The organism is Lysobacter sp. 05T417, assembly GCF_056396405.1.
Map to the genome: position 1 here is coordinate 716,088 of NZ_JBFTLK010000001.1, position 22,381 is coordinate 738,468.

A 22,381-nucleotide genomic window follows, 5' to 3' on the forward strand; every position below is an offset into this window, starting at 1 on the left:
CGACGGCGGTCACTGCGGTTCGTCTCGCGGCTATGCGACACTGCGGCGATGACAATCGTTCTCATCGCCATCGCCCTGTACCTGCTGGCCACCGCAATGCTCGTCACCGGGGTGCGGCAACAGCCCCCCCGCTCGTCGCGGCTGTGGCTGCTGCCGGCGTGGGCCGGCGTGCTGCTGCATGCCCTCGCCCACCTGTTGGCCTGGCACCAGGCCGGTGGCGCCGACCTGCACTTCTATGCGGCGCTGTCGCTGGTCGGCCTGGGCATGGCGGCGCTGACGGCGCTGGTGGGCGGTGGTGGGCGCATGGCCGCGCTCGGGGTGATCGTGTTCCCGCTGGCCGCGCTCACGCTCTACGGTTACCAGCACCATGGCCATGTGATCGCCGAACGCCTCGACTGGCGCCTGCAGCTGCACGCCTGGTTCGCCCTGCTCGCTTACGCCACCCTGGCCATCGCCGCGTTGCTGGCGGTGATGCTGTGGTTGCAGGAACGCGCACTGCGCCGTCGCGAGTTCCATCAGTGGCTGCGCGCCCTGCCGCCGCTGGTGGAGCTGGAGACCCTGCTGTTCCGCACGATCGCGGTCGGCTTCGCCCTGCTCACGGCCACCCTGCTGACCGGCGTGCTGTTCGTCGAGAGCCTGTTCGCCCAGCACCTGGTCCACAAGACCGTCCTGAGCGTGCTGTCCTGGCTCGTCTTCGGCGGCCTGTTGCTGGGCCGCTGGCGCTACGGCTGGCGCGGCGGCACTGCCGTGCGCTGGACCCTGACGGCCATGGCCCTGCTGGTCCTGGCCTTCTTCGGCAGCAAGTTCGTCCTCGAGCTGGTCCTCGGCCGCCCTGCCTGAACCCTGTTCAGCTGGCGCAACCCGGCGTTCCATTGCTGCAACAATATTTGCATTGACAACTATTGCCCGGGCGAAGAAAATTTCGTCCCATGAAAACGCTACCCGTCACTGCCTGCCGCGGATCCTCGCTCGGCTTGCTGTTCAGGCAAGTCCGCGACGCCATGTGGGCGCGGATGGAGCACGAACTGGCGGACGCCGGCCATGAGCTGACCTTCAGCCAGTACATCAGCCTGAAGATGCTCTCCAGCGGGCCGGCCGGCGTGACCGACCTCGCCCGCTTCGCCGAACTCAACCCCGGTGCGATGACGCGCCTGCTGGACAAGCTCGAGGCGCGCGGGATCGTTGCCCGCACGGCCGACCCCGCCGACCGCCGCGGCATCAACATCCACCTGACGCCGGCCGGCCAGGCCATGTGGCTGGACGTCAACCAATGCGGCCAGCGCGTGCTCGATCGCGCCATGCAGGGCATGGACGCGGCCCAGCGTGAACTTCTGACGCGGATGCTCGAGCAGGTCCGCGACAACCTTTCCTTTTCAGACACCTGACCATGACATTCCAAGCCCCCCGCCCGCATCGCGGGCTGCAGCCCGTTCTGTCAGCACCGATCCTTTCCGCATTGGCCATCGCCGTCCTCCTGGCAGGCTGCGCGAGTTCGCGCGGGCTCTCCCCAGAGGGCAAGCCGCTCGATGCCGACAGCCTGCAGGCACAGCGCAGCCTGTCGGACGCCGCCGCCTCCGATGCCGCCTTCCCGGCGCAGGACTGGTGGACCTCGCTCGGTGATGCCCAGCTCAATGCATTGATCAGCGAAGCGCTGGCCGGCACGCCGAGCCTCGACGCCGCCGATGCGCGCGTGCGCCAGGCCGTGGCCCAGGTCGGTCTCGCCGATGCGGCACGCAAGCCGACGCTGGGCGCCGCGGCGCAGTACTCGGGCGTGCAGTTGCCCGAGACGCTTGCGCCGCCGCCGATTGGCGGCAGCTACCAGGGCGTGGAGGTGCTCAACCTCTCGTTCCACTACACCTTCGACTTGTGGGGCGGTGAGCGTGCGCGCTGGCAATCGGCCGTGGGCCAGGCCCGCGCCGCCGAAGTCGACGCACAGGCCGCGCGCCTGACGCTGTCGACGGGCATCGCCCGCACCTATGTCGCGCTGGCGCAGGCGTTTGCCGCGCACGACGTCGCGGTCGCCGACCAGCAGCGCGCTTCGCAGTTGCTCGACCTGGGCCGCCAGCGCGTTGCCGCCGGCCTCGACAACCAGTTGCAGATCCGCCAGGCGGAAAGCGCCGTGGCCAGCGCGCAGCAGCAGATCCAGGCCAGCGAGCACGAGATCGAGATCAGCCGCAACGCCCTGGCCGCACTGCTCGGCAAGGGCCCGGACCGCGGCCGCGACATCGCCCAGCCCGGTCTGCTCAGCGCCGCATCGCCGCGGTTGCCGTCGGTGGTGCCGAGCGAACTGCTCGGTCACCGCCCCGACGTCGTCGCCGCGCGCTGGCGCGTGGAAGCGTCGCAGCAAGGCATCAAGGCCAGCAAGGCGGCGTTCTACCCGACCGTCAACCTGGTCGCGATCGCCGGCGTTGCCGCCGGCAATCTCGGTGACCTGTTCTCCAGCGATGCACTGATCTACGGCGGCGGTCCTGCACTGACGCTGCCGATCTTCGATGGCGGCCGCCTGCGCAACCAGCTCGCGCGCAGCGATGCCGACTACGACCTCGCCGTGGCCAGCTACAACCAGACCCTGGTCGGCGCGCTGCGCGAAGTCGCCGATGCGCTGCATGCGGCGCGCTCGCTCGACGGCCAGATCGTCTCGGCCACGCAGGCGCGCGATGCAGCCCGGGACGCCTGGCAGATCGCCACCTCGCGTTACCGCGCCGGTCTTGGCACGCAGCTGGATGTGCTGGCCGCGCAGCGTCCGCTGCTTGAAGCCGATCGCATCCTGACGGTGCTCAACGCCCAGCGCCTGGCCGCATCGATCGACCTTGACCGCGCCCTCGGCGGCGGTCTCGCACTGAACGCACCCGACAGCAACAACGACTCCAATCACGATATCGCCAAGGCCCCCACGCCATGACCACCGAACCCAATCCCAACGCTCCCACCGCCAAGGCCGGCGCCGCGCCCAAGTCCAATGGCAAGCGCAAGCGCGCGCTGTTGATCCTGCTCGCCGTGGTCGTGCTCGCCGGACTGGCCTGGACCACCTGGTACCTGCTGGTCGGTCGCTGGCACGAGGACACCGATGACGCGTACGCGCAGGGCAATGTCGTCAGCATCGTGCCGCAGACCATGGGCACCGTGGTCGGCATCGACGCCGACGACGGCATGAAGGTGGTCGCCGGCCAGGCGCTGGTGCACCTGGATCCGAACGATGCACGCGTGGCCTTCGACCAGTCGGTGGCCAACCTCGCCAACACCGTGCGCCAGGTGCGCGGCCTGTACAGCGCGGTCGATGCCGGCGCCGCCGATCTGGCTGCACGCCAGGCGTCGGTCGAGCGCGCACGCGCCGACCTCAAGCGTCGCGAAGGCCTGGTCGGCAACGGCGCGGTCTCGGCAGAAGAACTCGCCCACGCCCGCAACGAACTGGCCGTGCTCGAAGCCGGCATGCGCTCGATCAACGGCAACCTGTCGCGCAACCGCGCCCTGGTCGATTCGACCACGGTCAGCAGCCAGCCGCAGGTCGAAGCCGCGGCATCGCAGCTGCGCCAGGCCTATCTGAACCTGCAGCGCACCGCGATCGTCGCACCGGTGTCGGGCTACGTCGCCAAGCGCCAGGTCCAGCTCGGCCAGCGCGTGCAGCCGGGTACGACGCTGATGACGATCGTGCCGCTTGAGCAGATCTGGGTCGAAGCCAACTTCAAGGAAACCCAGCTCTCGCGCATGCGCATCGGCCAGCCGGTGAAGGTGCATGCCGACCTGTACGGCAGCGGCGTCGAATACGACGGCAAGGTCGCCAGTCTCGGCATGGGCACCGGCAGCGCGTTCTCGCTGCTGCCGGCGCAGAACGCCAGCGGCAACTGGATCAAGATCGTGCAGCGCGTGCCGGTGCGCATCGAGATCGAGCCGCGCCAGCTCGCCGAGCATCCGCTGCGCCTGGGCCTGAGCATGCACGTCGACGTGACCGTGCGTGACCAGGACGGCGCGGTCCTTGCCGACGCCCGCAAGAGCAACAAGACGCTGTTCACCACCGCCGCCTACGAAGAGCAGCTCAACGACGCCAACGCGCTGATCGGCAAGATCATCAAGCAGAACCTGCCGACCGCGGCGCGCGACTGAGCCCCCTGAGCACGCCATGTCCACCACAGCCGAAATGGAAGAGAACGCCGGCTTGCCGGTGACGCCGCCGCCCGCTCCCGCGGCGGCGGCATTCCGCCCACCCAACATGGCGTTGACGACGATTGGCCTTGCGCTGGCGTCGTTCATGCAGGTGCTCGACACCACCATCGCCAACGTCTCGCTGCCGACCATCTCCGGCAACCTCGGCGCCAGCGCCAACCAGGCGACGTGGGTGATCACCTCGTTCGCCGTCAGCAACGCGATCGCGCTGCCGCTGACCGGCTTCATGACGCGCCGGTTCGGCGAGCGCACGCTGTTCACCTGGGCCACGCTGGCGTTCGTGATCGCATCGCTGCTGTGCGGCCTGGCCAACAGCATGGGCCTGCTGGTCGCGGCGCGTGCGCTGCAGGGCTTCGTCGCCGGCCCGATGTACCCGGTGACGCAGGCGCTGCTGATCTCGATCTATCCACCGCACAAACGCGGCCAGGCCATCGCCTTGCTGGCGATGGTGACGGTGGTAGCGCCTATTTGCGGTCCGATCCTCGGCGGCTGGATCACCGACAACTACAGCTGGGAATGGATCTTCTTCATCAACATTCCCATCGGCATCTTCGCCAGCATCGTGGTCGGCAGGCAGCTCAAGGGCCGGCCTGAAAGGCACGAGAAGCCGAAGATGGACTACATGGGCCTGGCGATGCTGGTGCTCGGCGTCGGCGCGCTGCAGATCATGCTCGACCTGGGCAATGACGAGGACTGGTTCAACTCGACCAAGATCGTGTGGCTGGCCATTGTCGCCGCCGTCGCGCTGGTGGTGTTCGTGATCTGGGAGATGACCGAGAAGGACCCGATCGTCAACCTGCGCCTGTTCCGCCACCGCAACTTCGCCAGCGGCACGCTGGCAATGGTGATGGCGTACTCGGCGTTCTTCAGCGTCGGTTTGCTGGTACCGCTGTGGCTGCAGCGCAACCTGGGCTACACGCCGATCTGGGCCGGTTATGCCAGCGCGCCGATCGGCATCCTGCCGGTGTTGCTGACGCCACTGGTGGGCAAGTACGCGCAGAAGTTCGACCTGCGCATCCTCGCCACGTTCGCTTTCATCGTGATGGCCAGCACCAGCTTCATCCGCGCCGGCTTCAATCTCGACGTCGACTTTGAACGCGTCGCCGAGGTGCAGCTGTGGCAAGGCCTGGGCGTGGCGCTGTTCTTCATGCCGGTGCTGACGATCCTGCTGTCGGACCTGGAACCGCACGAGATTGCGGCAGGATCCGGCCTGGCCACGTTCGTGCGCACACTGGGCGGCAGTTTCGCCGCCTCGCTGACGACGTGGGCCTGGAACCAGCGAAGTACGATCCACCACGCACGGCTGACCGAGAGCATCAGCGCCTACGACCCGGCGATGCAGCAGACGGTGACGGCGCTGGGTCAGGGCGATCCACAGCGCGGCGCGGTGGCGCTGAACCAGATGATTTCGCAGCAGGCGGTGCAGATCGGCTTCAACGAGATCTTCCACCTGCTGGGAATCCTGTTCCTGGTGGTGATCATCTTCGTGTGGTTTGCCAAGCCACCATTTGCGGCGAAGCTGGGTGGCGGGGCGGCGGCTGGCGGGCACTAGAGGCAAGATCGCCCCTCATCCGCCCTGTGGGCACTTCGCTTCGCGCCCCGGCCCTCGCGCCAGCGCGAAGGGAGAAGAAAAGACATGCCCTCCCCCCCCCCGTGGGGGAGGGACAGGCCGCGAAGGCGGCCAGGGAGAGGGGTAAACCCCGTTGTATCGCTTGAAACCCCAAGCGATGCCGCAATGCCCACCTCCCACTACGTCCTCACTCTCTCCTGCCCCGACCGTCCCGGCATCGTCAACGCCGTGACCGGGCACCTGCTCCGCTTCGACGGCAACATCCTCGATGCGCAGCAATACAACGACCTGGAAACCGATCGTTTCTTCATGCGCACGGTGTTCGCGCTCGACGCCGATGCCATCGCGGCAACGCGCGAGACTTTCGCCACGCTGGCTGAAGGCTTCGGCATGCGCTGGTCACTGCGCGATCGCAGCGTACCGCGGCGGGTGATGCTGCTGGCCTCGAAGTTCGACCATTGCCTGGCCGACGTGCTGTACCGCTGGCGCATCGGCGAATTGCCGATGGAAATCACCGGCGTGGTCTCCAACCACCCGCGTGAGACCTACCAGTTCCTCGACCTGGACGGGATCGGTTTCCACCATCTGCCGGTCGCCAAGGGGCGCAAGCAGGAGCAGGAAGCCGAACTGCTTGCGCTGATCGAACGCACCGGTACCGAGCTGGTGGTGCTGGCGCGCTACATGCAGGTGCTGTCGGAATCGCTGGCGACACGGCTGGCGGGGCGTTGCATCAACATCCACCACTCGTTCCTGCCCGGCTTCAAGGGCGCGCGTCCGTATCACGCGGCGCACGCGCGCGGGGTCAAGCTGATTGGCGCCACCGCCCACTTCATCACCGCCGACCTCGACGAGGGGCCGATCATCGAGCAGGACACCCAGCGCGTCAGCCATCACGACACGCCGCAGGACCTGATCCGCATCGGTCGCGACATCGAACGCCGGGTGCTGGCGCAGGCGCTGCGCTATTGGCTGGACGATCGGATCCTGCTCAACGGCCACCGCACGGTGGTGTTTGCGGTGTAGGCGACAACCCGCACAGATAACCGTTCGCCCTGAGCGTAGCGGCGCAGCCGCGAAGTCGAAGGGTCGCCAGTGTGCGCTGAGGCCCTTCGACTTCGGCGCTTCGCTCCTACGCTCAGGGCGACGGTGGCTTTCTGGGTAGTTCCATTACGCCTGTTCCAGCGCATCGGCCAGCCGCTCCACCGCGATCACTTCCATTTCGCCGACCCGGCCGCCCTTTGGCGCATTCGACTTGGGCACGATCGCGCGCTTGAAGCCGTGCGTGGCCGCCTCTTTCAGGCGCTCTTCGCCATTGGGCACCGGCCGGATCTCGCCCGACAGGCCGACCTCGCCGAAGGCGATGGTCTGGTCGGCCAGCGGCCGGTCGCGCAGCGAGGACAGCACCGCCAGCAGCACCGGCAGGTCGGCCGCGGTCTCCTGCACGCGGATGCCGCCGACGATATTGACGAACACGTCCTGGTCGCCGACACCGACGCCGCCATGGCGATGCAGCACCGCCAGCAGCATCGCCAGGCGATTGCCCTCCATGCCCACCGCGACGCGGCGCGGATTGGACAGCGGCGAGGCGTCAACCAGCGCCTGCACTTCGACCAGCAGCGGCCGCGTGCCCTCGCGCGTGACCATCACGCAGCTGCCGGGCTGCGGGCCATTGCTGCCGGAAAGGAAGATCGCAGAAGGATTGGGGACTTCGCGCAGGCCTTTGTCGCCCATCACGAACACGCCCAGTTCATTTACCGCGCCGAAGCGGTTCTTGAAGGCGCGCAGCACGCGGAAACGGCTTCCGCTCTCGCCCTCGAAGTAGAGCACCGCATCGACCATGTGCTCGAGCACGCGCGGGCCGGCGATGCCGCCTTCCTTGGTGACGTGGCCGACCAGGAATACCGCGGTTCCCGTCTCTTTCGCATAGCGCACCAGCCGCGCCGCGCTTTCGCGCACCTGGCTTACCGAGCCGGGCGCGGCGCTGAGTTCTTCGGTCCACAGCGTCTGCACCGAGTCGGCCACGATCAGGCCCGGGCGCATCCTCACTGCGTGTTCGAGCACGCGCTCGACGCCGGTTTCGGCCAGCGCGTGCACGCCATCGACGGGGACGCCCAGGCGCGCGGCGCGGCCGGCCACCTGCGCCAGCGACTCTTCGCCCGTGACGTACAAACCGGGCAAGGTGCCGGCCATCTTGCTGATCGCCTGCAAAAGCAGGGTCGACTTGCCGATGCCCGGATCGCCGCCGACCAGCACGACGGAGCCATGCACCATGCCGCCGCCAAGCACGCGGTCGAACTCGCCGATGCCGGTGCTGACGCGATCTTCCTCGCTATGGCGAACGTCGCTCAGCGGCGTCACCGCCGGTGCATCGGCGCGACCGGCCCAGCTGCTGCGCCGGCTGGCGGCGACGCTGGCGCCGGCCTTGGCGGCCGGCTCGACGACGAACTCGCTCAGGGTGTTCCAGCCGCCGCACTCGCCGCATTGGCCCTGCCATTTGGTGAAGTCGGCCCCGCACTCGGAGCAGACATAGGCGGTGCGGGACTTGGACGCGGGTTTGGCAGCAGGCTTGGGCATGGCGGGCGACGCATGGGATTCGTCCTGCCACTGTACGGGCACGCGTCGCGCCAGGCGAGACTCGGTCGTGCCGGCCGCGCATTGGCCCTTCTCCCGGCTGGCGGGAGAAGGGCCCGACGGCTAGGCAGCGAAGCGCAGGTGGTACTCCGGGTAGAACGCGCTCAGTTCCTGCTGGGGCGCGCCCAGCAGACCATCGACGTCGCCCTGCGGCACGATGCTGTAGCCGCGCGCATCGATGTCCTTGACGATGCCCTGCCAGTCCAGGCGTGGCGCGGCCGACCCGCTGTCGAGCGTCCAGCCAAAGCGCAGGTCGCCCAGCACCGCCATCTCATCGTCGGGCAACGGCGCACCGCAGGGCGCGACCACGAAGCCTTCATCCTTCCCCACCACAAAAACATCCATCCGCATGGTCAACACCTTGTCGACGCCTCTTCTGGTAAAACAGGCGGCATGGTGGCGAGTGGATTAGTAAAAGTTCGTGAATTCCAGATTTCCGATTGATGAAACGTTCATTCGGAACTGCATTCAGATGGCCCTCATCTTCCCGGCAGCCCCTCAGCTCGCGGCCTCCACCGACGCGATCCAGTCATCCACCGCCTTCTCCAGCACCCCCAGCGGCAACGCACCGTTGCCGAGCACCAGATCGTGGAAGGCGCGGATGTCGAAGCGATCGCCGAGCTTGCGCTGTGCCCGCTCGCGCAGCTCCACCAGCTTGAGCTGACCCATCTTGTAGGAACTCGCCTGCCCTGGCTGCACCAGATAGCGGTAGACCTCGACGCGCACTTCCGCTGCGGTCATGCCGGTCTTCGCCTCCATGTAATCGATCGCCTGTTCGGGCGTCCAGCGCTTGCGGTGCAGGCCGGTGTCGACCACCAGCCGCACCGAGCGGAACATTTCCGCGCGCAGCCGTCCCAGATCACCCCAGGGATCGTCCTTGTACAGGCCCATCTCCGCGGCCAGCTGCTCTGCATACAGGGCCCAGCCCTCGGTGAAGGCGCTTGGGTTGAGGCTGCGACGCAGCAGCGGCAGGTCGGTCAGGGTCTGGCCCAGGGAAATCTGGAAGTGATGCCCCGGCGACCCTTCGTGGTAGGTCAACGTGGGCAGGCTGAAGCGGGTGTTGGCCGCCATGTCGCCGAGATTGATGAAGAACACGCCGGGACGCGATCCGTCCATCGCCGGCGGCGAGTAGTACCCGCCGGGCGCGGTGGCCTGCGACTGCACCGGCACCGTGCGCACTTCCAGTGGCTGCCTCGGCACCCGTCCGAAGTACTGCGACACGTGCGGCTGCAGGCGTTCAAGCGAACGCTGGATGTCGGCAACCAGTTCGGCGCGTCCTGCGTCGGAGTCGGCGTACAGGAAGCGCTTGTCGTGGTTCAGCATCTGCATGCGCTCGCCGACGGTGCCCTTGCGCAGGCCCTGTCGCACCAGCAGCGCGTCCATTTCCTTGCCGATGCGCGCCACTTCCGCCAGGCCTATCCGATGGATCTCATCCGCATCCAGGTCGGTGCTGGTGTTCCAGCGCAGGGCGGCGTCGTAGAACGCCTTGCCGTCCGGCAGGGACCAGACGCCGCGGTTGCCTGGCTTGGTGGCGATGACTTCGTCCAGGCGCGCCAGCAGCCGCGCATACGCAGGGTTGGTCTGCCCGGCCACCGCGCTGGCGGCTTGCGCCAGCAACTGATCGCGTCGCGCCGGCGCGATCGCCTTGGCCTTGTCGAGCTTGCGCCGCAGCGACTGCACGAACACGCTCTGCGCCGGCTGCGGCTTGAGCAGCGCACGGATCTGCGTGGCCGCACCCTCCAGTGCGACCTGTGGCGGCACCACGCCGTGCTGCGCCTGCATGTCGAAGTTCGCCCGCACCTGGTCGAGCTTGGCCGCCGCGGCACTCAGCCGCGCGATGTAGTTGCGGGCGCTGGCCTCGTCGGTCACCGCATGGTTGTTGTCGAGGAACTGCGGCAAGGTCACCGGCACGCTGAACAGCTGGTCGACGGCATAGGTCGTCGCGCCCGCCGGCAACCAGGACGGGGCCCAGTCGAACCTCATCAGGTCGATCTGGGTGGTGTAGAACCAGGTCGCCAGGTCGTAGTTCCAGCGCTCCTGCCCGACCAGGCTGTCGCGGTCCCAGGTGCGGATCGCGTCGAGATCGGCCTGCAGTTCGGCGCGGCGCTCCTCGCGCCTGGGCAGCGAGACGTCGGTCAGTTGCGCGGAAAGGTCGATGCCGTCGCCGGAAATTCCCAGCTGGCTGCGCAGCTCCGGGTCGCGTACGACGGCGCTGCGCATCTGCGAATCCAGCAGCGCGTGCAGCGTTTCCGGACGGCGCGCCTCCTCGGCGGCAGGACAGCCTTGAGCGACCAGGGCCGCCACGGTGAAGGCGACCGTAAACAGAGTGCGACGCATTTATGCTCCCGGGCCCTTCGCGGAGTGCACACGAAGCAGGCAGGCAAATTGGCGAATGACCGACGCGGGTGAACAGTCGGCGGAGCACGTAATTGGAACACAGCCCGACGGCGCGAACCTGTGACGCAGGGCACCTGCCGGTTTGCGGATCAGGGCTACTGCAGGCGTACGTCCAGATCGCGCCCGGAGGATGCCGCTATGCCAGCTGCGGCAGATGCGCCAACAGCTTGTCTAGCGTGATCGGGTAGTCGCGCACGCGGATGCCGGTGGCGTTGTGGATCGCGTTGGCAATGGCGGCACTGACCCCGCAGATGCCGAGCTCGCCCACGCCCTTGGCCTTCATCGGCGACGACATCGGATCGGTCTCGTCGAGGAAGACCACGTCCTGGTGCGGCACGTCGGCATGCACCGGCACTTCATAGCCGGCAAGGTCGTGATTGACGAAGAAACCCAGGCGCTTGTCGACGACCAGCTCTTCCGACAGCGCCGCGCCCAGGCCCATGGTCATCGCACCGATCACCTGGCTGCGCGCGGACTTCGGATTGAGGATGCGCCCCGCCGCGCACACGGCGAGCATGCGCCGCACGCGCGTCTCGCCGGTGGCAATGTCGACACCGACCTCGGCGAAGTGGGCAGCGAAGGTCGACTGCTGGTGCTTCTTGCCCAGGTCGCCAAACTCCATCACGTCCTCTGCCACCAGGTCGCCACCCTCGCCCGCCTGCGCCAACGGAATATCGCGGGTGCCGACGTGGATGCGGCCATCGGCGAACGTCGCCTCGTCGAGGTTGAAGCCGAGCTTGCCGGCGATGGCCTCGCGCAGCGTCTGGCAGGCGGCATAGACGCCGGCGGTCGAACTGTTGGCGCCCCATTGGCCGCCGGAGCCGGCCGACACCGGGAAGGAGGAGTCGCCCAGGCGCACCACCACACGATCGAGCGGCACGCCCATCATCTCCGCGGCGGTCTGCGCTATGACCGTGTAGCTGCCGGTGCCGATGTCGGTCATGTCGGTCTCGACCGTGACCACGCCCTTGCTGTCCAGGCGCACGCGCGCCGCCGATTTCATGGTCAGGTTGTTGCGGAACCCCGCGGCGACACCGATACCTACCAGCCAGCGCCCATCTCGCTGACTGCCCGGCACCTTGGCGCGACGGTCCCAGCCGAACCGCTCCGCACCCTGGCGCAGGCACTCGTTGAGCTGGCGCTGGGAGAACGGACGCTTCGGGTTCTCCGGATCGACCTGGGTGTCGTTGAGGATGCGGAATTCGATCGGGTCGAGCCCGAGCTTCTCCGCCATCTCGTCCATTGCGATCTCCAGCGCCATCAGACCCGGTGCCTCGCCCGGCGCGCGCATGGCATTGCCTTCGGGCAGGTCGAGCACGGCCAGTCGCATCCGCGTCATCCGGTTCGGCCCGGCATACAACAGCCTTGTCTGCTGGATCGCGGTTTCCGGTCCGCCGCCGGGAAGGTCGCCGGACCAGCTTTCGTGGCCGATCGCGCTGATCTTGCCGTCGCGACTGGCGCCGATCCGGATGCGCTGGATGGTGGCCGGGCGATGAGTGGTGTTGTTGGCCATCAATGGCCGCGGCAGCGCGATCTTCACCGGCTTGCCGCAGGCGCGCGCACCCAGTGCGGCCAGCACCGCGTCGCAACGCACGAACAGCTTGCCGCCGAAGCCGCCACCGATGTACGGCGAGATCAGCCGCACGTTCTCGCGCGGGATGCCCAGCGTCTTGGCGACGTCGCCGCGGCCCCAGTTGATCATCTGGTTGGCAGTCCACACGGTGAGCTTGTCGCCGTCCCAGGCGGCAATCGACGCGTGCGGTTCCATCATCGCGTGCGACTGGTCAGGCGTGGTGTAGGTCTCGTCGAGCTTGACCGGCGCCTTGGCAAAGGCGCCGTCGAAATCGCCCACCGCCGAATCGGGCCTGGGATCGTTGGGCACCTGCGCACCGGCCTTGGCCTGATGCAGGTCGAAGGCGCCGCGGCCGCGGTCGTACTGCACGCGCACCAGCTGCGCCGCAGCACGCGCCTGCTCGAACGTCCCGGCCACGACAACAGCTATCGCCTGGTGATAGTGCTGGATGTCCGGACCACCAAGCAGCTTGGCGGTATTGAAATCGCCCTTGGTCAGCGGGCCGGCATTTGCAGCGGTAACGACGGCCAGCACACCCGGCGCCTGCTCCGCGGCAGTCACGTCCATGGACGCGATACGGCCCTTGGCGATGCCGGCGCCCACCACATAGCCATACGCCGGCGCGGGAAAGGCGTCGTGCCACTCGTGCGCGTAGGTGGCCGTGCCGGTGGTCTTGCGCGGACCGTCGATGCGATCGAGTGGCTGCCCGACGACCTTGAGCTGATCGATCGGATTGGTGCCTGCAGGGGTATCGAACTTCATGGCCTATCCCTTCGCCTCGACCAGCACCGCACTGAGCGTGCGCTGGGCCAGGACGGTCTTGAACGCGTTCTGCGCAGTCGGTTTGGCATCTGCAAACATGCGGTCGGCGACGGCCTTGGCGCCGCGCGGGAGCTCGGCTTCCGCCGCCTCCACCCGCCACGGTCTGGGCGCGACGCCGCCCATGGCGACGCGGCCGCTGCCGTCGCGCTGTATGACTGCAGCGACCGACACCAGCGCGAACGCATAGGAGGCACGATCGCGAACCTTGCGGTAGAGCTGCGTCCCGCCAATGGGTTCGGGCAGCGTTACCGCGGTGATCAGTTCGCCCTTGTCGAGCACCGTCTCCAGGTGCGGCGTGGTGCCGGGCGCGCGGTAGAGATCGTCCAGGGCAATGCTGCGGGTCGAGCCGTCGGCGCGCACTGTCTCCACCACGCCATCGAGTGCGCGCATCGCCACGGCCATGTCGCTGGGATGCGTGGCAATGCACGCTTGGCTGGCCGCGATCACCGCGTGCGGGCGGCTGAACCCTTCCAGCGCCGCGCAACCGCTGCCCGGCAGGCGCTTGTTGCACGGCTGGTTGCTATCGTAGAAATACGGGCAACGCGTGCGCTGCAGCAGGTTTCCGGCGGTGGTCGCCTTGTTGCGCAGTTGCCCGGATGCACCGGCGAGCAGCGCCCGCGACAGCACTGCGTAATCACGGCGCACGCGCGCGTCGGCAGCCAGGTCGGTGTTGCGCACCAGCGCTCCGATGCGCAGGCCACCGTCGCCGGTCTTCTCGATCCGGTCCAGCGCCAGCCCGTTGACGTCGATCAGGTGGCTGGGCGTTTCGATCTGGAGCTTCATCAGGTCGAGCAGGTTGGTTCCGCCGGCGATGAACTTCGCGCCGGGCGTGCGCGCAACGGCAGCCGCAGCCTCGGCGGGCGACTTCGCGCGCTCATAGCCGAAGGCCTTCATGCCGACCTCCCGGCAACGTCGGTAATGGCATCGACGATATTGGAGTACGCACCGCAACGACAGATGTTGCCGCTCATGCGCTCGCGGATTTCCTCGCTGCCCAGGCGCGGTCGCGCGGTCAGGTCGGCGCTGACCAGGCTCGGAATGCCGGCCTTGACCTCTTCGAGCATCGCCACCGCCGAACAGATCTGCCCGGGCGTGCAGTAGCCGCACTGGTAGCCGTCGTGCCTGACGAAGGCGGCCTGCATCGGATGCAGGTCGTCAGGCGTGCCGAGGCCTTCGATCGTGGTGATGCGATCGCCCTCGTGCATCACGGCCAGCGTGAGGCAGGCATTGATGCGGCGGCCGTCGACGATGACCGTGCAGGCGCCGCACTGGCCGTGGTCGCAGCCCTTCTTGGTGCCGGTGAGGTGGAGGTGCTCGCGCAATGCGTCGAGCAGCGTGGTGCGCGTGTCGAGTTCGAGCTCGTGCGCCTTGCCGTTCACTTGCAGCTTCACCTTGCTCAACACCGGTGGCGCTCCTGGAGGCCCTGCACTTGCCTGCGCCGCGAACGACGGCACGGCAATGGCCGTGGCAGAGGTCACGCCCGCCTTCAGCAGGTCGCGCCGCGTGATGGGTAGGTTGCGGATCCTGTCCACGGTCCTGCCTCTCGATGGGCGTTTGCGAAGTCTTGCAGCGCGCGGGCGCGCTCGTCAGTCAGACACTAGAAGCGACCACTGGTGAAGGAACGGTGCAGGGACTGCAAACACCCCCAACAGCGTGCCCCCCCTACCCTTGGCCTTGGCCCTGGCCGCCGCCGCGCTCCCGCGCTTGAGCGGACCGCCGGCCGGGCAGAACGTCGTCAGGAAGCCGTGCAGCGTGGCCAGCGTTCTGGTCGGCCAGACTGTAACCTCATATCAACCCCACGGGAGAGGCACATGAGCGATGCAAGGAAGACGGGCGAGGTCTGGCTGGTCTACGACGGTGAGTGCCCCGTCTGCAATACCTACTGCCGCTACGCACGCATCCGCGATGCGGTGGGCGAACTGCATCTGGTCGATGCCCGCCAGCCTGGCGCGCTGATGGACGAGATCACCGCCGCCGGCCTGGACATCGACCAGGGCATGGTGGTCAAGTTCGAGGGCGTCCTCTATTACGGCCCCGAGGCCATCCGCATGCTGACCCTGCTCAGCACGCCTTCGGGCCTGTTCAACCGCATCAACTATCTGTTCTTCGGTGGCCGCGGGCGCGCGGGGTTCTTCTACCCCGCCGGCAAGGCGGTGCGGAACGTGATCCTCAAGATCATGGGGATCGGCTACATCGAGAACCTCAAGACAACCTCGCGCTAGAGGCGGAATCGCATCGACATGGGAACACCGACCATCGGCAAACAAGGCCAGGACCCCGAACTGCTGCGGCGCCTGTTGCGGGCGAAGGACCGGATGGATGCCGCATCGCACGAGCAATGGCCGGTGCGTCGACTGGCAAGCGTGAGTGCCGTTTCCGAGGCGCATTTCGCCCGGTCGTTCAAGGAAGCGTTCGGTGTACCGCCCCACCGTTACCTGCTCACGCGCCGGATTGAACGCGCCAAGGCGCTGCTGCGCGACACCGACCTCCCCATCCTCGACATCGCGCTGCAGACGGGCTGGAACAGCCTGGGCACCTTCGGCCGGACCTTCCGCGACGTGACCGGCGAGAGCCCGGGTGAACTGCGTGCGCGTGAACGCTCGGCCCAGCATGCACTGGACCTGGTGCCCGCCTGCTATGTCAGCGCCGCGCACCGCCCCGACCTCACTACCGCAGTTTCGGAGAAGCGACGGCAGGAGTCGGATGCTACAAAAGCACTCGATTCCAACAACGTTGAACAGGAGGTTCCATGAGTCAGGGTATTGGTCTGGTTGGGTTGTACGTCCGCGATCAGGACGAAGCGCTTGCGTTCTATGTCGACAAGCTCGGATTCCGCGTCCACACCGACGCGCGCAACGGCGACTACCGCTGGCTGACGGTGCAGCATCCGGACCAGCCGTCGTTCCAGCTCGGGCTGTTCAAGCCGCAGGCGCCGGTGCTCGACGAATCCACCGCGCAGACCGTGCGCGAGGTCGTGGCGAAAGGCGCCATGCCGCCGCTCGTGCTCAACGTCGACGACTGCCGGGCAACCTACGAGCGCATGCGCGCCAACGGCGTGGAGTTCACGCAGCCTCCCGAGGAACGCTACGGCAACGTCGACGCCAACTTCCGCGACCCGTCCGGCAATGGCTGGAAGATGATCGAGTCGCGGCGACAGGCCTGAGCTTGCTGACGTTCGTTACAGTGCTCATTGGCGTGCTGGCAGCCCCACGCGCAGGCGCAGCCATGCATTCTCTGGCGCCGACATCGCCGACCTGAACAATGGCCGGCGATCTTCGCTGCGGACTCACAAACTTGCCGCAATGCTGGCACCTGCGCAACGCGGAACACGACCGTGCCCGAGGGTCCTTCGATCGTCATCCTGAAAGAGGCCGCTGCGAAGTTCCGCGGCAAGACGGTCCGGACGGCGACCGGCAACAGCAAGCTGGACCTCAGCCGGATGGAAGGCAGGCGCGTCGTCGCGCTCAGGAGCTGGGGAAAGCAGTTCCTGATCGAGTTTCGCGGCTTCAGCCTGCGCATGCACATGCTCATGTTCGGTTCGTACCGCATAGACGAGGTCAAACCCGCTCCGCCGCGGATGTCGCTGACGTTCGACAACGGCGTGTTCAACGTCTACTCGTCCGCCCTCAAGTACATCGAAGAGCCCCTGGACGACGTGTACGACTGGCGCGCCGACGTGATGAATCCCACGTGGGATCCCAGGCTCGCAAGAAGGAAGCTCAAGGCCGAACCTTCGATACTCGTTTGCGATGCGCTGCTGGATCAGGAAATATTCGCGGGCGTTGGCAACATCATCAAGAATGAAGTGCTGTTCCGGATCGGCGTCCACCCCGAGAACGAAGTTGGCGCGCTGCCGCCCCGGAAGCTGGGCCAGATGATCGCGCAGGCGCGCCTGTACAGCTTCGAATTCCTGGAATGGAAGAAGCAGTTCGTGCTCCGCAAGCATTGGCTCGTGCACAACAAGGGCACCTGTCCGAACTGCGGTTCGCGGCTCGTCGCAAGGCACCTGGGCCAGCGAAAGCGCAGGACGTTCTATTGCGAGAACTGCCAGATTCGCTACCCGCCCGTGTAATCACATTCCAGCTCAGCCTGGAATTTCCAGGAAAACGGGCGCTGAACGACCGCAGGGCAAGGCGCATAATGCGGGGCATGGCCCTCACGCTGACCGAGCTGGAATCCCGTCTGGCCGCGCTGGATGACGCAATGGCCATGCTCCGGGCGCAGTACCCGGTCCACGAGGATCTGCTAGTCGCCGTGGCGGTGATTGCCGACGGCATCCGCGACCAGGCCGGCGAACACGCCGAATACGTGTCATCGCGCCTGTTGGCGATCCTGCTCACGAATGGACTGGGGCCGACGGCCGGCTAAGTCGCGTGAGCAGCTCCTTACCGTCTCGCGATCACCAGTTGGAGCGGAACCCCAGCTTGGCCTCCCATGCACGGCGATCGTCGTCGAAGCCCTGCGAGTAACCGATGTTGGTATAGAGGAAGCGGTTGCGGTCGATGTCTCCGGTGTAGCCCAGTTCGACCTTCCACCAGCTGCCACCCATGTCGGCATCGAACTGGATGTCGCCGACGCGCGACGAGAACGACGTCACCGGATCGCCTTTGAACTCGTGCCAGAAACTCAGCCGCGCCCAACCGGTGTGGTCCAGCGGCCCGGACTCGTAGCCCTCGCTGCTCCAGTCGCGCGAGAGCCGGGCGCTCAGACGGGCCACCAGCGAATCGAGGTCGTCGAAGTGGACATTGGCCGCCAGGTCCGACGAATCGCCAAGATCGAGCCACTGGTAGATCACCTGCGCCTGGGGTTCGATCTCCCATTCGTTGCGCGTGCGGAACGGATAGCCGCCTTCGATCGAAGCGGCCAGGCCCCAGCCATCGGTCTGCATGCGGACACGACGGACGGACAACGCGTTGGCGTCGTACCAGGTCGCCTGCACGATGCCGTCGACATACGCTTCGCGCTCGCTGTAGCGCGTCCAATAGCCACCGAGCGTGTAGCCATCGACAAACACGTTGCCGGCGACGTTCGCGAACACGTGGTCGACGTCGGTTTCGGCGTGCCCGATCGCCGTGTACAGGCCGGCGTGATCGCGCGGGCCGTCGTCGTCTTCTTCGCGCAGCAGGTCCAGGCCCAGTTGCACCGCGGTCAGGGTGTAGTCGTACTGCGGGCCATGGCCGTAGATACCGGCGCCTTCAGCGTCCTTCTCGCCGTCGATGTAGATCAGGCGACCCCAGAAGCCGTCGATGCGGTACTGCTCGGGCAGGTCGCGATTGCGCAGGCGTTCCTGTTCGCCCACGCGTTCGTGCAACGTGTCGAGCAATGAACGACCGTATTCCAGCGCGGTCGGCGCGAGGGCGGTATACACCGAGACCTCCGGCCGGAACTGCGGGATCGGCGGCGGCAATGGCGGCAGCGGCGGTGGCGCCGGCGGATCGGGCGGATCCGGCCCCGGGTCCGGCACGGGCGGTGGATCCGGGGGCGGGTCCGGCGGCGGCGGAGGCGGCGGCGGTGGATCCGGGGGCGGGTCCGGCGGCGGGTCCGGCGGAGGCGGAGCCGGGCACGGCGGCGCGGGCGCATTCGCACCGCTGCAATCCAGCGTCGAGCGCAGGTACCAGTTGTTGGGGCCGTCGGCATCGACGCTGCCGCGATGGAGCGTGTACTCGTAAGGCCCGGCGATGACGGGCGCGGCCAGCGCCAACAGATCGCCCGACGTCGTCGCACCTTCAATCGCCTGCACGACCAGGATGCCGTTGGCGACCGTGACATCGCCCGCACCATCGGTGTTGTCGACCTCGAGGAATCCGCGCCCACTGGCATTGCCGCCGTTGTAGAGGACCAGCTTGTCCGATGGCGAATTGTCGGTACCCAGAAACGTATTGATCGCGAGCGTTCCGCCGGTGCCCGCGTAGTCGCGCGTCCACAGCTCCTTGAAGGCGCCATTCTGGGGTGGGGTGATCTCGACCCGGCCCGCGTTGGCCAGCGTGGCAGTCAGGATGGAATCTGTCGGCACCGTCCAGATGCTGGTCGAGTCCAGCGTGGCGTTGGTGAGGTAGTAGGCCTCGCCGGTCCAGTGCGAACCATTGCGCAGCATGATGTTGGCCGTGGCGCCGGCATTGGCTCCTGCACTGCCACTGAGCGTGGCGTCGTCGGCAAAGAGCTGCACGATCGACGGTTGCTTGAACGGCGTGGCCAGCGCCTGGGAGTACATCAGCCATTTCGGGCTGCTGACATTTGCACCACCGTCCACGGTCACGTCCAGCGGGCCGTTACCGAGAATGGCGATGTACTCGCTGGTCATCGAACCACCGGTCAACGCGGCCCGGTTTATCAGGCCCGCCGTGCGATTTGCGGAGTAGAGGCCTATCGTCTGCGCACCCGCCGCCGTGACCTGCGAGTTCGTCAGGTCGATGAACGCCGGCGCGTTGAAGTTGAACAGCTCCAATGCAGCCCCGTCGCCGGAGGTCGTGATGCGCGAATCCCGTCCAGTGACTGCACCGTTGTCGCCGGCAAACAGTCCCGCGCTGTCGGTACCGGTGGTGGTGATGGTGTTGTTTGTGATGTCGAGTATCGCCGTGCCGGTATTGATCTCGGCGTAGCCACCGCGCCCATTCGTCGACGACACCGTAACGGTGGTGCCGGTACTGAAGATTGAACCCTGCGAAAGCAACCCGGCGATCTGTGAGGTGGACAGGACCGCGAAGGCCGAACCGATCGTGCCGTTGACGCTGGCCAGGTTCGTGGTGAGGAGGTCGTAGGAGGTCGGATTTCTCGTAGCCGCGATGTTCAGGTTGCTGCTGCCAGTGAGGGTGATGGTGGTGCCTGGCCGCGACCAGGCGCCCGCACCGGCACCGTTGCCCGTGACCTTGAAGTTGTCCAGTGTCACCACGCCCCCCTTGAGCGCGAAAACACCGGTGCCGCTCGCCTGCGTGGTCGACGCATTGGTGTAGTTCACCGTCAATCCGCTGCCGATGGTGCCCGGCTCGACGATGGTGTTGTCCACGCTGACGCCGACACTGTTGGTGCCGTTCATCGTGATCGTCGTATTGGCCGGTGCCCGGACCTGGCCGGCGTCGTGGACGTAGATGCCGAGCGATCCGATGCCGCTCATGGCCACCAAGGGGGTAGTCGCAAGTTCGACAATGCTGCCAGCGCCGGACGCACCGAACGCGACAGCATTGAAGGCCGCCATGTTGAGCTGGTTGACGCCGCTGGCGTTGACACGCCCGCCAGTTTCGGCGATGAAGCCGTGCGCGTTCGAGATCGTGGTGTTCGCCGTCGCCCGGCTGTTGACGGTGGCGCCGGAAACGTTGGCGATGCCGCCGTTGATCGCCACGACGGCGTCACCGACACCAGTGGTGTTGAATTGACCGACCGCGATGTCGGCCCGACTGCCGGCGCCATTGACGACCAGCGCATTGCCGCCAGTGGTGAACAGATCAATTCCGCTTGGCACGATCAACGTGCCGCCGTCTGCGAACAGCGCATTGCCATTCACCGCGGTCAGGATGATCGCGCCCAGTGGCGGCGCCTGCATGTCCAGCGTCATCGTTCCGCCACCGCGCACGCGAACGGCATTCACGTCGGTAGTCGCATTGACGGTGGTACTGCCTACCATCTGCGCGCTGCCGCCATTGAGGTCGATGGGCGCCACGCTGCCCGGGCCGAACGTCTGCGCGTAAGACTCAACCGGCAACAACAGGGCCGACAGCGCGGCAGGCAGGCACAACACTGCTCGCGCCAGCGCAATCGCCAGTACGGACCTGCGAAGCGGAGGACGCCGGGAGAGGCGGCCACGTTCAAGCGCGGGCATGGCGCGATTCCCTCATTCCATGAGCGAAGGCGAGCACAACGAACCAATGGGATGAAAGTCGCGGCCAGGTGAAATCTGCGTGATTCGGCCAGAACAATCGCGACGTTTCAGCTCGGAAGCGGCTGTATGCCGCCCCGGGGCGACAGGGCGGCATCGGCATGGAGGATATCTCAGGAGCGTTCGAGGTCCGGCAGCTGCCTGGTCTTTTGGCCCGGTGTGAGTGAAGACCGGGAAACCGGCGGAGAACGTACCGCATGGAGGCTCCAGGCGATGAGAAGGCGGAACCCTGGCGGCACGATGGGATTACACTATCGGGCATGACCTGGCGGCCGCCCTATCGCGTCGTACTGCATCTGCTCCTAGTGGCGTTCCTGGCTATTCCCGGAATCGCTGCCCCGGCACGGGCGGTCTTCGACGCGATGGCAGTGGCCGCGGGCACCGCGGATGCCATGGATCACAACGCGCCTTGCGACGCCATGCGCTCACCGTCCGCCGGACAACCGCCCTGTGACTGCTGCGAATCGCACACCTGCGACTTCTCCGCATGTCTGGGCACGGGATGCCTGCCCGAGCTGACCCGCCTGATCGCCAGCATCCCGCCTGCCATCGTGACCCCGCCGTGGCGTCGGCCACCGGTGCCCAGGGGCATGATCGAGACGCCCTTCAGGCCACCCATCGCCTGACCCCTCCGTAGCAGGAGCGGGCGCATCCGCGCCCCCATGCCGCCTTGCGCGGCATCACGGAGACATGCACGTGGACACATTCAAACAGTGGGCGGCTTTCATGCTGCTCGGGCTGCTGCCTCTGGCGGCGGTGGCAAAGCCCATTGCCTTCGCAAAAGGTACGACGTTGATGGTCGAGTACGGCGCCGGCACCATGAACGAGGCCCAGTTGTTCTATGCCCCGCGCTATTGGTATTCCGCCGGCGGTGGCTGGCTGGAACTCAAGAGCGAGGACGGCAGCAAGCAACGGCACATCACGTACCTGCGCGGAAACCTGCTCGCCAAGCGCTGGAACATGCCGGCCGCCCAGGCGAACGTCTTTGTCTGGGGCGGCCTCGGCCGCGCGACGGGCAATGACTTCGAAGGCAGCGATCTTGCGCGCAATGCGGGTTTCCAGGCCGACTACGAGACGCGGCGCGTCTACGGCGCGTTCCGGTCGGACCTTCAGGAAAGCGATGACTTCTCGCATCGGATCGACACCCTCCAGCTCGGCTGGGCACCGTACAAGCACGACTACAACACGCTGGCGACCTGGTTCGTCGTCCAAGGCCGCCGCTATACCGGCGGACTGTTTGATGGCACCGAAACCGCCCTGCTCGTGCGTTTCTTCAAAGGCGGTACCTGGGTAGAGCTCGGCGCCACGACAGACGGCAAGGTCCAGGCAATGGCCATGTTCAACTTCTGACGGACAC

General features: G+C 66.8%; 20 protein-coding genes. 13 read left to right on the top strand and 7 right to left on the bottom strand.

The window, feature by feature from the left end; genetic code table 11:
• The first annotated feature begins 48 nt into the window (after positions 1-48).
• From AC1DER_RS03225 to purU, 6 genes are all read left to right on the top strand, one after another.
• Positions 49-840, top strand: coding sequence for a cytochrome C assembly family protein (locus AC1DER_RS03225; protein ID WP_477247118.1), 792 nt, complete (start codon positions 49-51; stop codon positions 838-840).
• A gap of 89 nt (positions 841-929) precedes the next feature.
• Complete coding sequence (locus AC1DER_RS03230; protein ID WP_477247116.1) at positions 930-1,385, top strand: MarR family winged helix-turn-helix transcriptional regulator; 456 nt, start codon at positions 930-932, stop codon at positions 1,383-1,385.
• A gap of 2 nt (positions 1,386-1,387) precedes the next feature.
• Positions 1,388-2,902 (top strand): efflux transporter outer membrane subunit, encoded by a 1,515-nt coding sequence (locus AC1DER_RS03235; RefSeq protein WP_477247114.1) that lies wholly within the window; start codon positions 1,388-1,390, stop codon positions 2,900-2,902.
• Positions 2,899-4,101 carry an EmrA/EmrK family multidrug efflux transporter periplasmic adaptor subunit gene (locus AC1DER_RS03240; RefSeq protein ID WP_477247112.1) on the top strand — a complete coding sequence of 401 codons (1,203 nt, stop codon included), beginning with the start codon at positions 2,899-2,901 and terminating at the stop codon, positions 4,099-4,101. Before AC1DER_RS03235 ends, AC1DER_RS03240 begins: the two co-directional genes overlap by 4 nt.
• Before the next feature lie 34 nt (positions 4,102-4,135).
• Positions 4,136-5,713 (top strand): DHA2 family efflux MFS transporter permease subunit, encoded by a 1,578-nt coding sequence (locus AC1DER_RS03245; protein ID WP_477247150.1) that lies wholly within the window; start codon positions 4,136-4,138, stop codon positions 5,711-5,713.
• Positions 5,714-5,896: 183 nt separating this feature from the next.
• Positions 5,897-6,754, top strand: coding sequence for a formyltetrahydrofolate deformylase (purU, locus tag AC1DER_RS03250; protein ID WP_477247110.1), 858 nt, complete (start codon positions 5,897-5,899; stop codon positions 6,752-6,754).
• A gap of 144 nt (positions 6,755-6,898) precedes the next feature.
• Here purU and radA read toward each other — a convergent pair whose 3' ends face one another.
• The 6 genes from radA to paoA form a co-directional block, all read right to left on the bottom strand.
• The gene (gene radA, locus AC1DER_RS03255) at positions 6,899-8,305 is read right to left on the bottom strand and encodes a DNA repair protein RadA (RefSeq protein WP_477247108.1); all 1,407 of its coding nucleotides are present in this window, start codon (positions 8,303-8,305) and stop codon (positions 6,899-6,901) included.
• Between the two features lie 120 nt (positions 8,306-8,425).
• Positions 8,426-8,713: a hypothetical protein gene (locus AC1DER_RS03260; RefSeq protein ID WP_477247106.1), complete on the bottom strand. Its 288-nt coding sequence runs from the start codon at positions 8,711-8,713 to the stop codon at positions 8,426-8,428.
• A 147-nt stretch (positions 8,714-8,860) separates the two neighbouring features.
• Positions 8,861-10,699: a DUF885 domain-containing protein gene (locus AC1DER_RS03265; protein ID WP_477247104.1), complete on the bottom strand. Its 1,839-nt coding sequence runs from the start codon at positions 10,697-10,699 to the stop codon at positions 8,861-8,863.
• A 196-nt stretch (positions 10,700-10,895) separates the two neighbouring features.
• Positions 10,896-13,094 (bottom strand): aldehyde oxidoreductase molybdenum-binding subunit PaoC, encoded by a 2,199-nt coding sequence (gene paoC, locus AC1DER_RS03270; protein ID WP_477247102.1) that lies wholly within the window; start codon positions 13,092-13,094, stop codon positions 10,896-10,898.
• A 3-nt stretch (positions 13,095-13,097) separates the two neighbouring features.
• Entirely contained in the window at positions 13,098-14,048 is a 951-nt protein-coding gene (locus AC1DER_RS03275) for an FAD binding domain-containing protein (protein WP_477247100.1), read from the bottom strand.
• A complete protein-coding gene (paoA, locus tag AC1DER_RS03280) occupies positions 14,045-14,677 on the bottom strand; it encodes an aldehyde dehydrogenase iron-sulfur subunit PaoA (RefSeq protein ID WP_441816325.1) in 633 nt (210 codons plus the stop codon). The genes AC1DER_RS03275 and paoA overlap by 4 nt, the downstream gene beginning before the upstream one ends.
• A gap of 288 nt (positions 14,678-14,965) precedes the next feature.
• Between paoA and AC1DER_RS03285 the strand changes: the two genes are divergently transcribed.
• The 5 genes from AC1DER_RS03285 (at position 14,966) to AC1DER_RS03305 (ending at position 17,522) form a co-directional block, all read left to right on the top strand.
• A complete protein-coding gene (locus tag AC1DER_RS03285; protein WP_477247098.1) occupies positions 14,966-15,376 on the top strand; it encodes a DCC1-like thiol-disulfide oxidoreductase family protein in 411 nt (136 codons plus the stop codon).
• Positions 15,377-15,394: 18 nt separating this feature from the next.
• A complete protein-coding gene (locus AC1DER_RS03290; protein WP_477247096.1) occupies positions 15,395-15,907 on the top strand; it encodes a helix-turn-helix transcriptional regulator in 513 nt (170 codons plus the stop codon).
• Positions 15,904-16,317, top strand: a complete 414-nt coding sequence (locus AC1DER_RS03295; RefSeq protein ID WP_477247094.1) for a VOC family protein — start codon at positions 15,904-15,906, stop codon at positions 16,315-16,317. Before AC1DER_RS03290 ends, AC1DER_RS03295 begins: the two co-directional genes overlap by 4 nt.
• 171 nt (positions 16,318-16,488) lie before the next feature.
• Entirely contained in the window at positions 16,489-17,226 is a 738-nt protein-coding gene (locus tag AC1DER_RS03300) for a DNA-formamidopyrimidine glycosylase family protein (RefSeq protein ID WP_477247092.1), read from the top strand.
• A 77-nt stretch (positions 17,227-17,303) separates the two neighbouring features.
• A complete protein-coding gene (locus AC1DER_RS03305) occupies positions 17,304-17,522 on the top strand; it encodes a hypothetical protein (protein WP_477247090.1) in 219 nt (72 codons plus the stop codon).
• Positions 17,523-17,553: 31 nt separating this feature from the next.
• On the opposite strand, the gene AC1DER_RS03310 is transcribed toward AC1DER_RS03305, so the two are convergent.
• Positions 17,554-20,967, bottom strand: a complete 3,414-nt coding sequence (locus tag AC1DER_RS03310; RefSeq protein ID WP_477357654.1) for an autotransporter family protein — start codon at positions 20,965-20,967, stop codon at positions 17,554-17,556.
• Between the two features lie 317 nt (positions 20,968-21,284).
• Between AC1DER_RS03310 and AC1DER_RS03315 the strand changes: the two genes are divergently transcribed.
• Together AC1DER_RS03315 and AC1DER_RS03320 are read left to right on the top strand one after the other, a co-directional pair.
• Positions 21,285-21,650: a hypothetical protein gene (locus tag AC1DER_RS03315; protein ID WP_477248355.1), complete on the top strand. Its 366-nt coding sequence runs from the start codon at positions 21,285-21,287 to the stop codon at positions 21,648-21,650.
• A 100-nt stretch (positions 21,651-21,750) separates the two neighbouring features.
• The gene (locus AC1DER_RS03320; RefSeq protein WP_477248353.1) at positions 21,751-22,374 is read left to right on the top strand and encodes a hypothetical protein; all 624 of its coding nucleotides are present in this window, start codon (positions 21,751-21,753) and stop codon (positions 22,372-22,374) included.
• Positions 22,375-22,381: the final 7 nt, after the last annotated feature.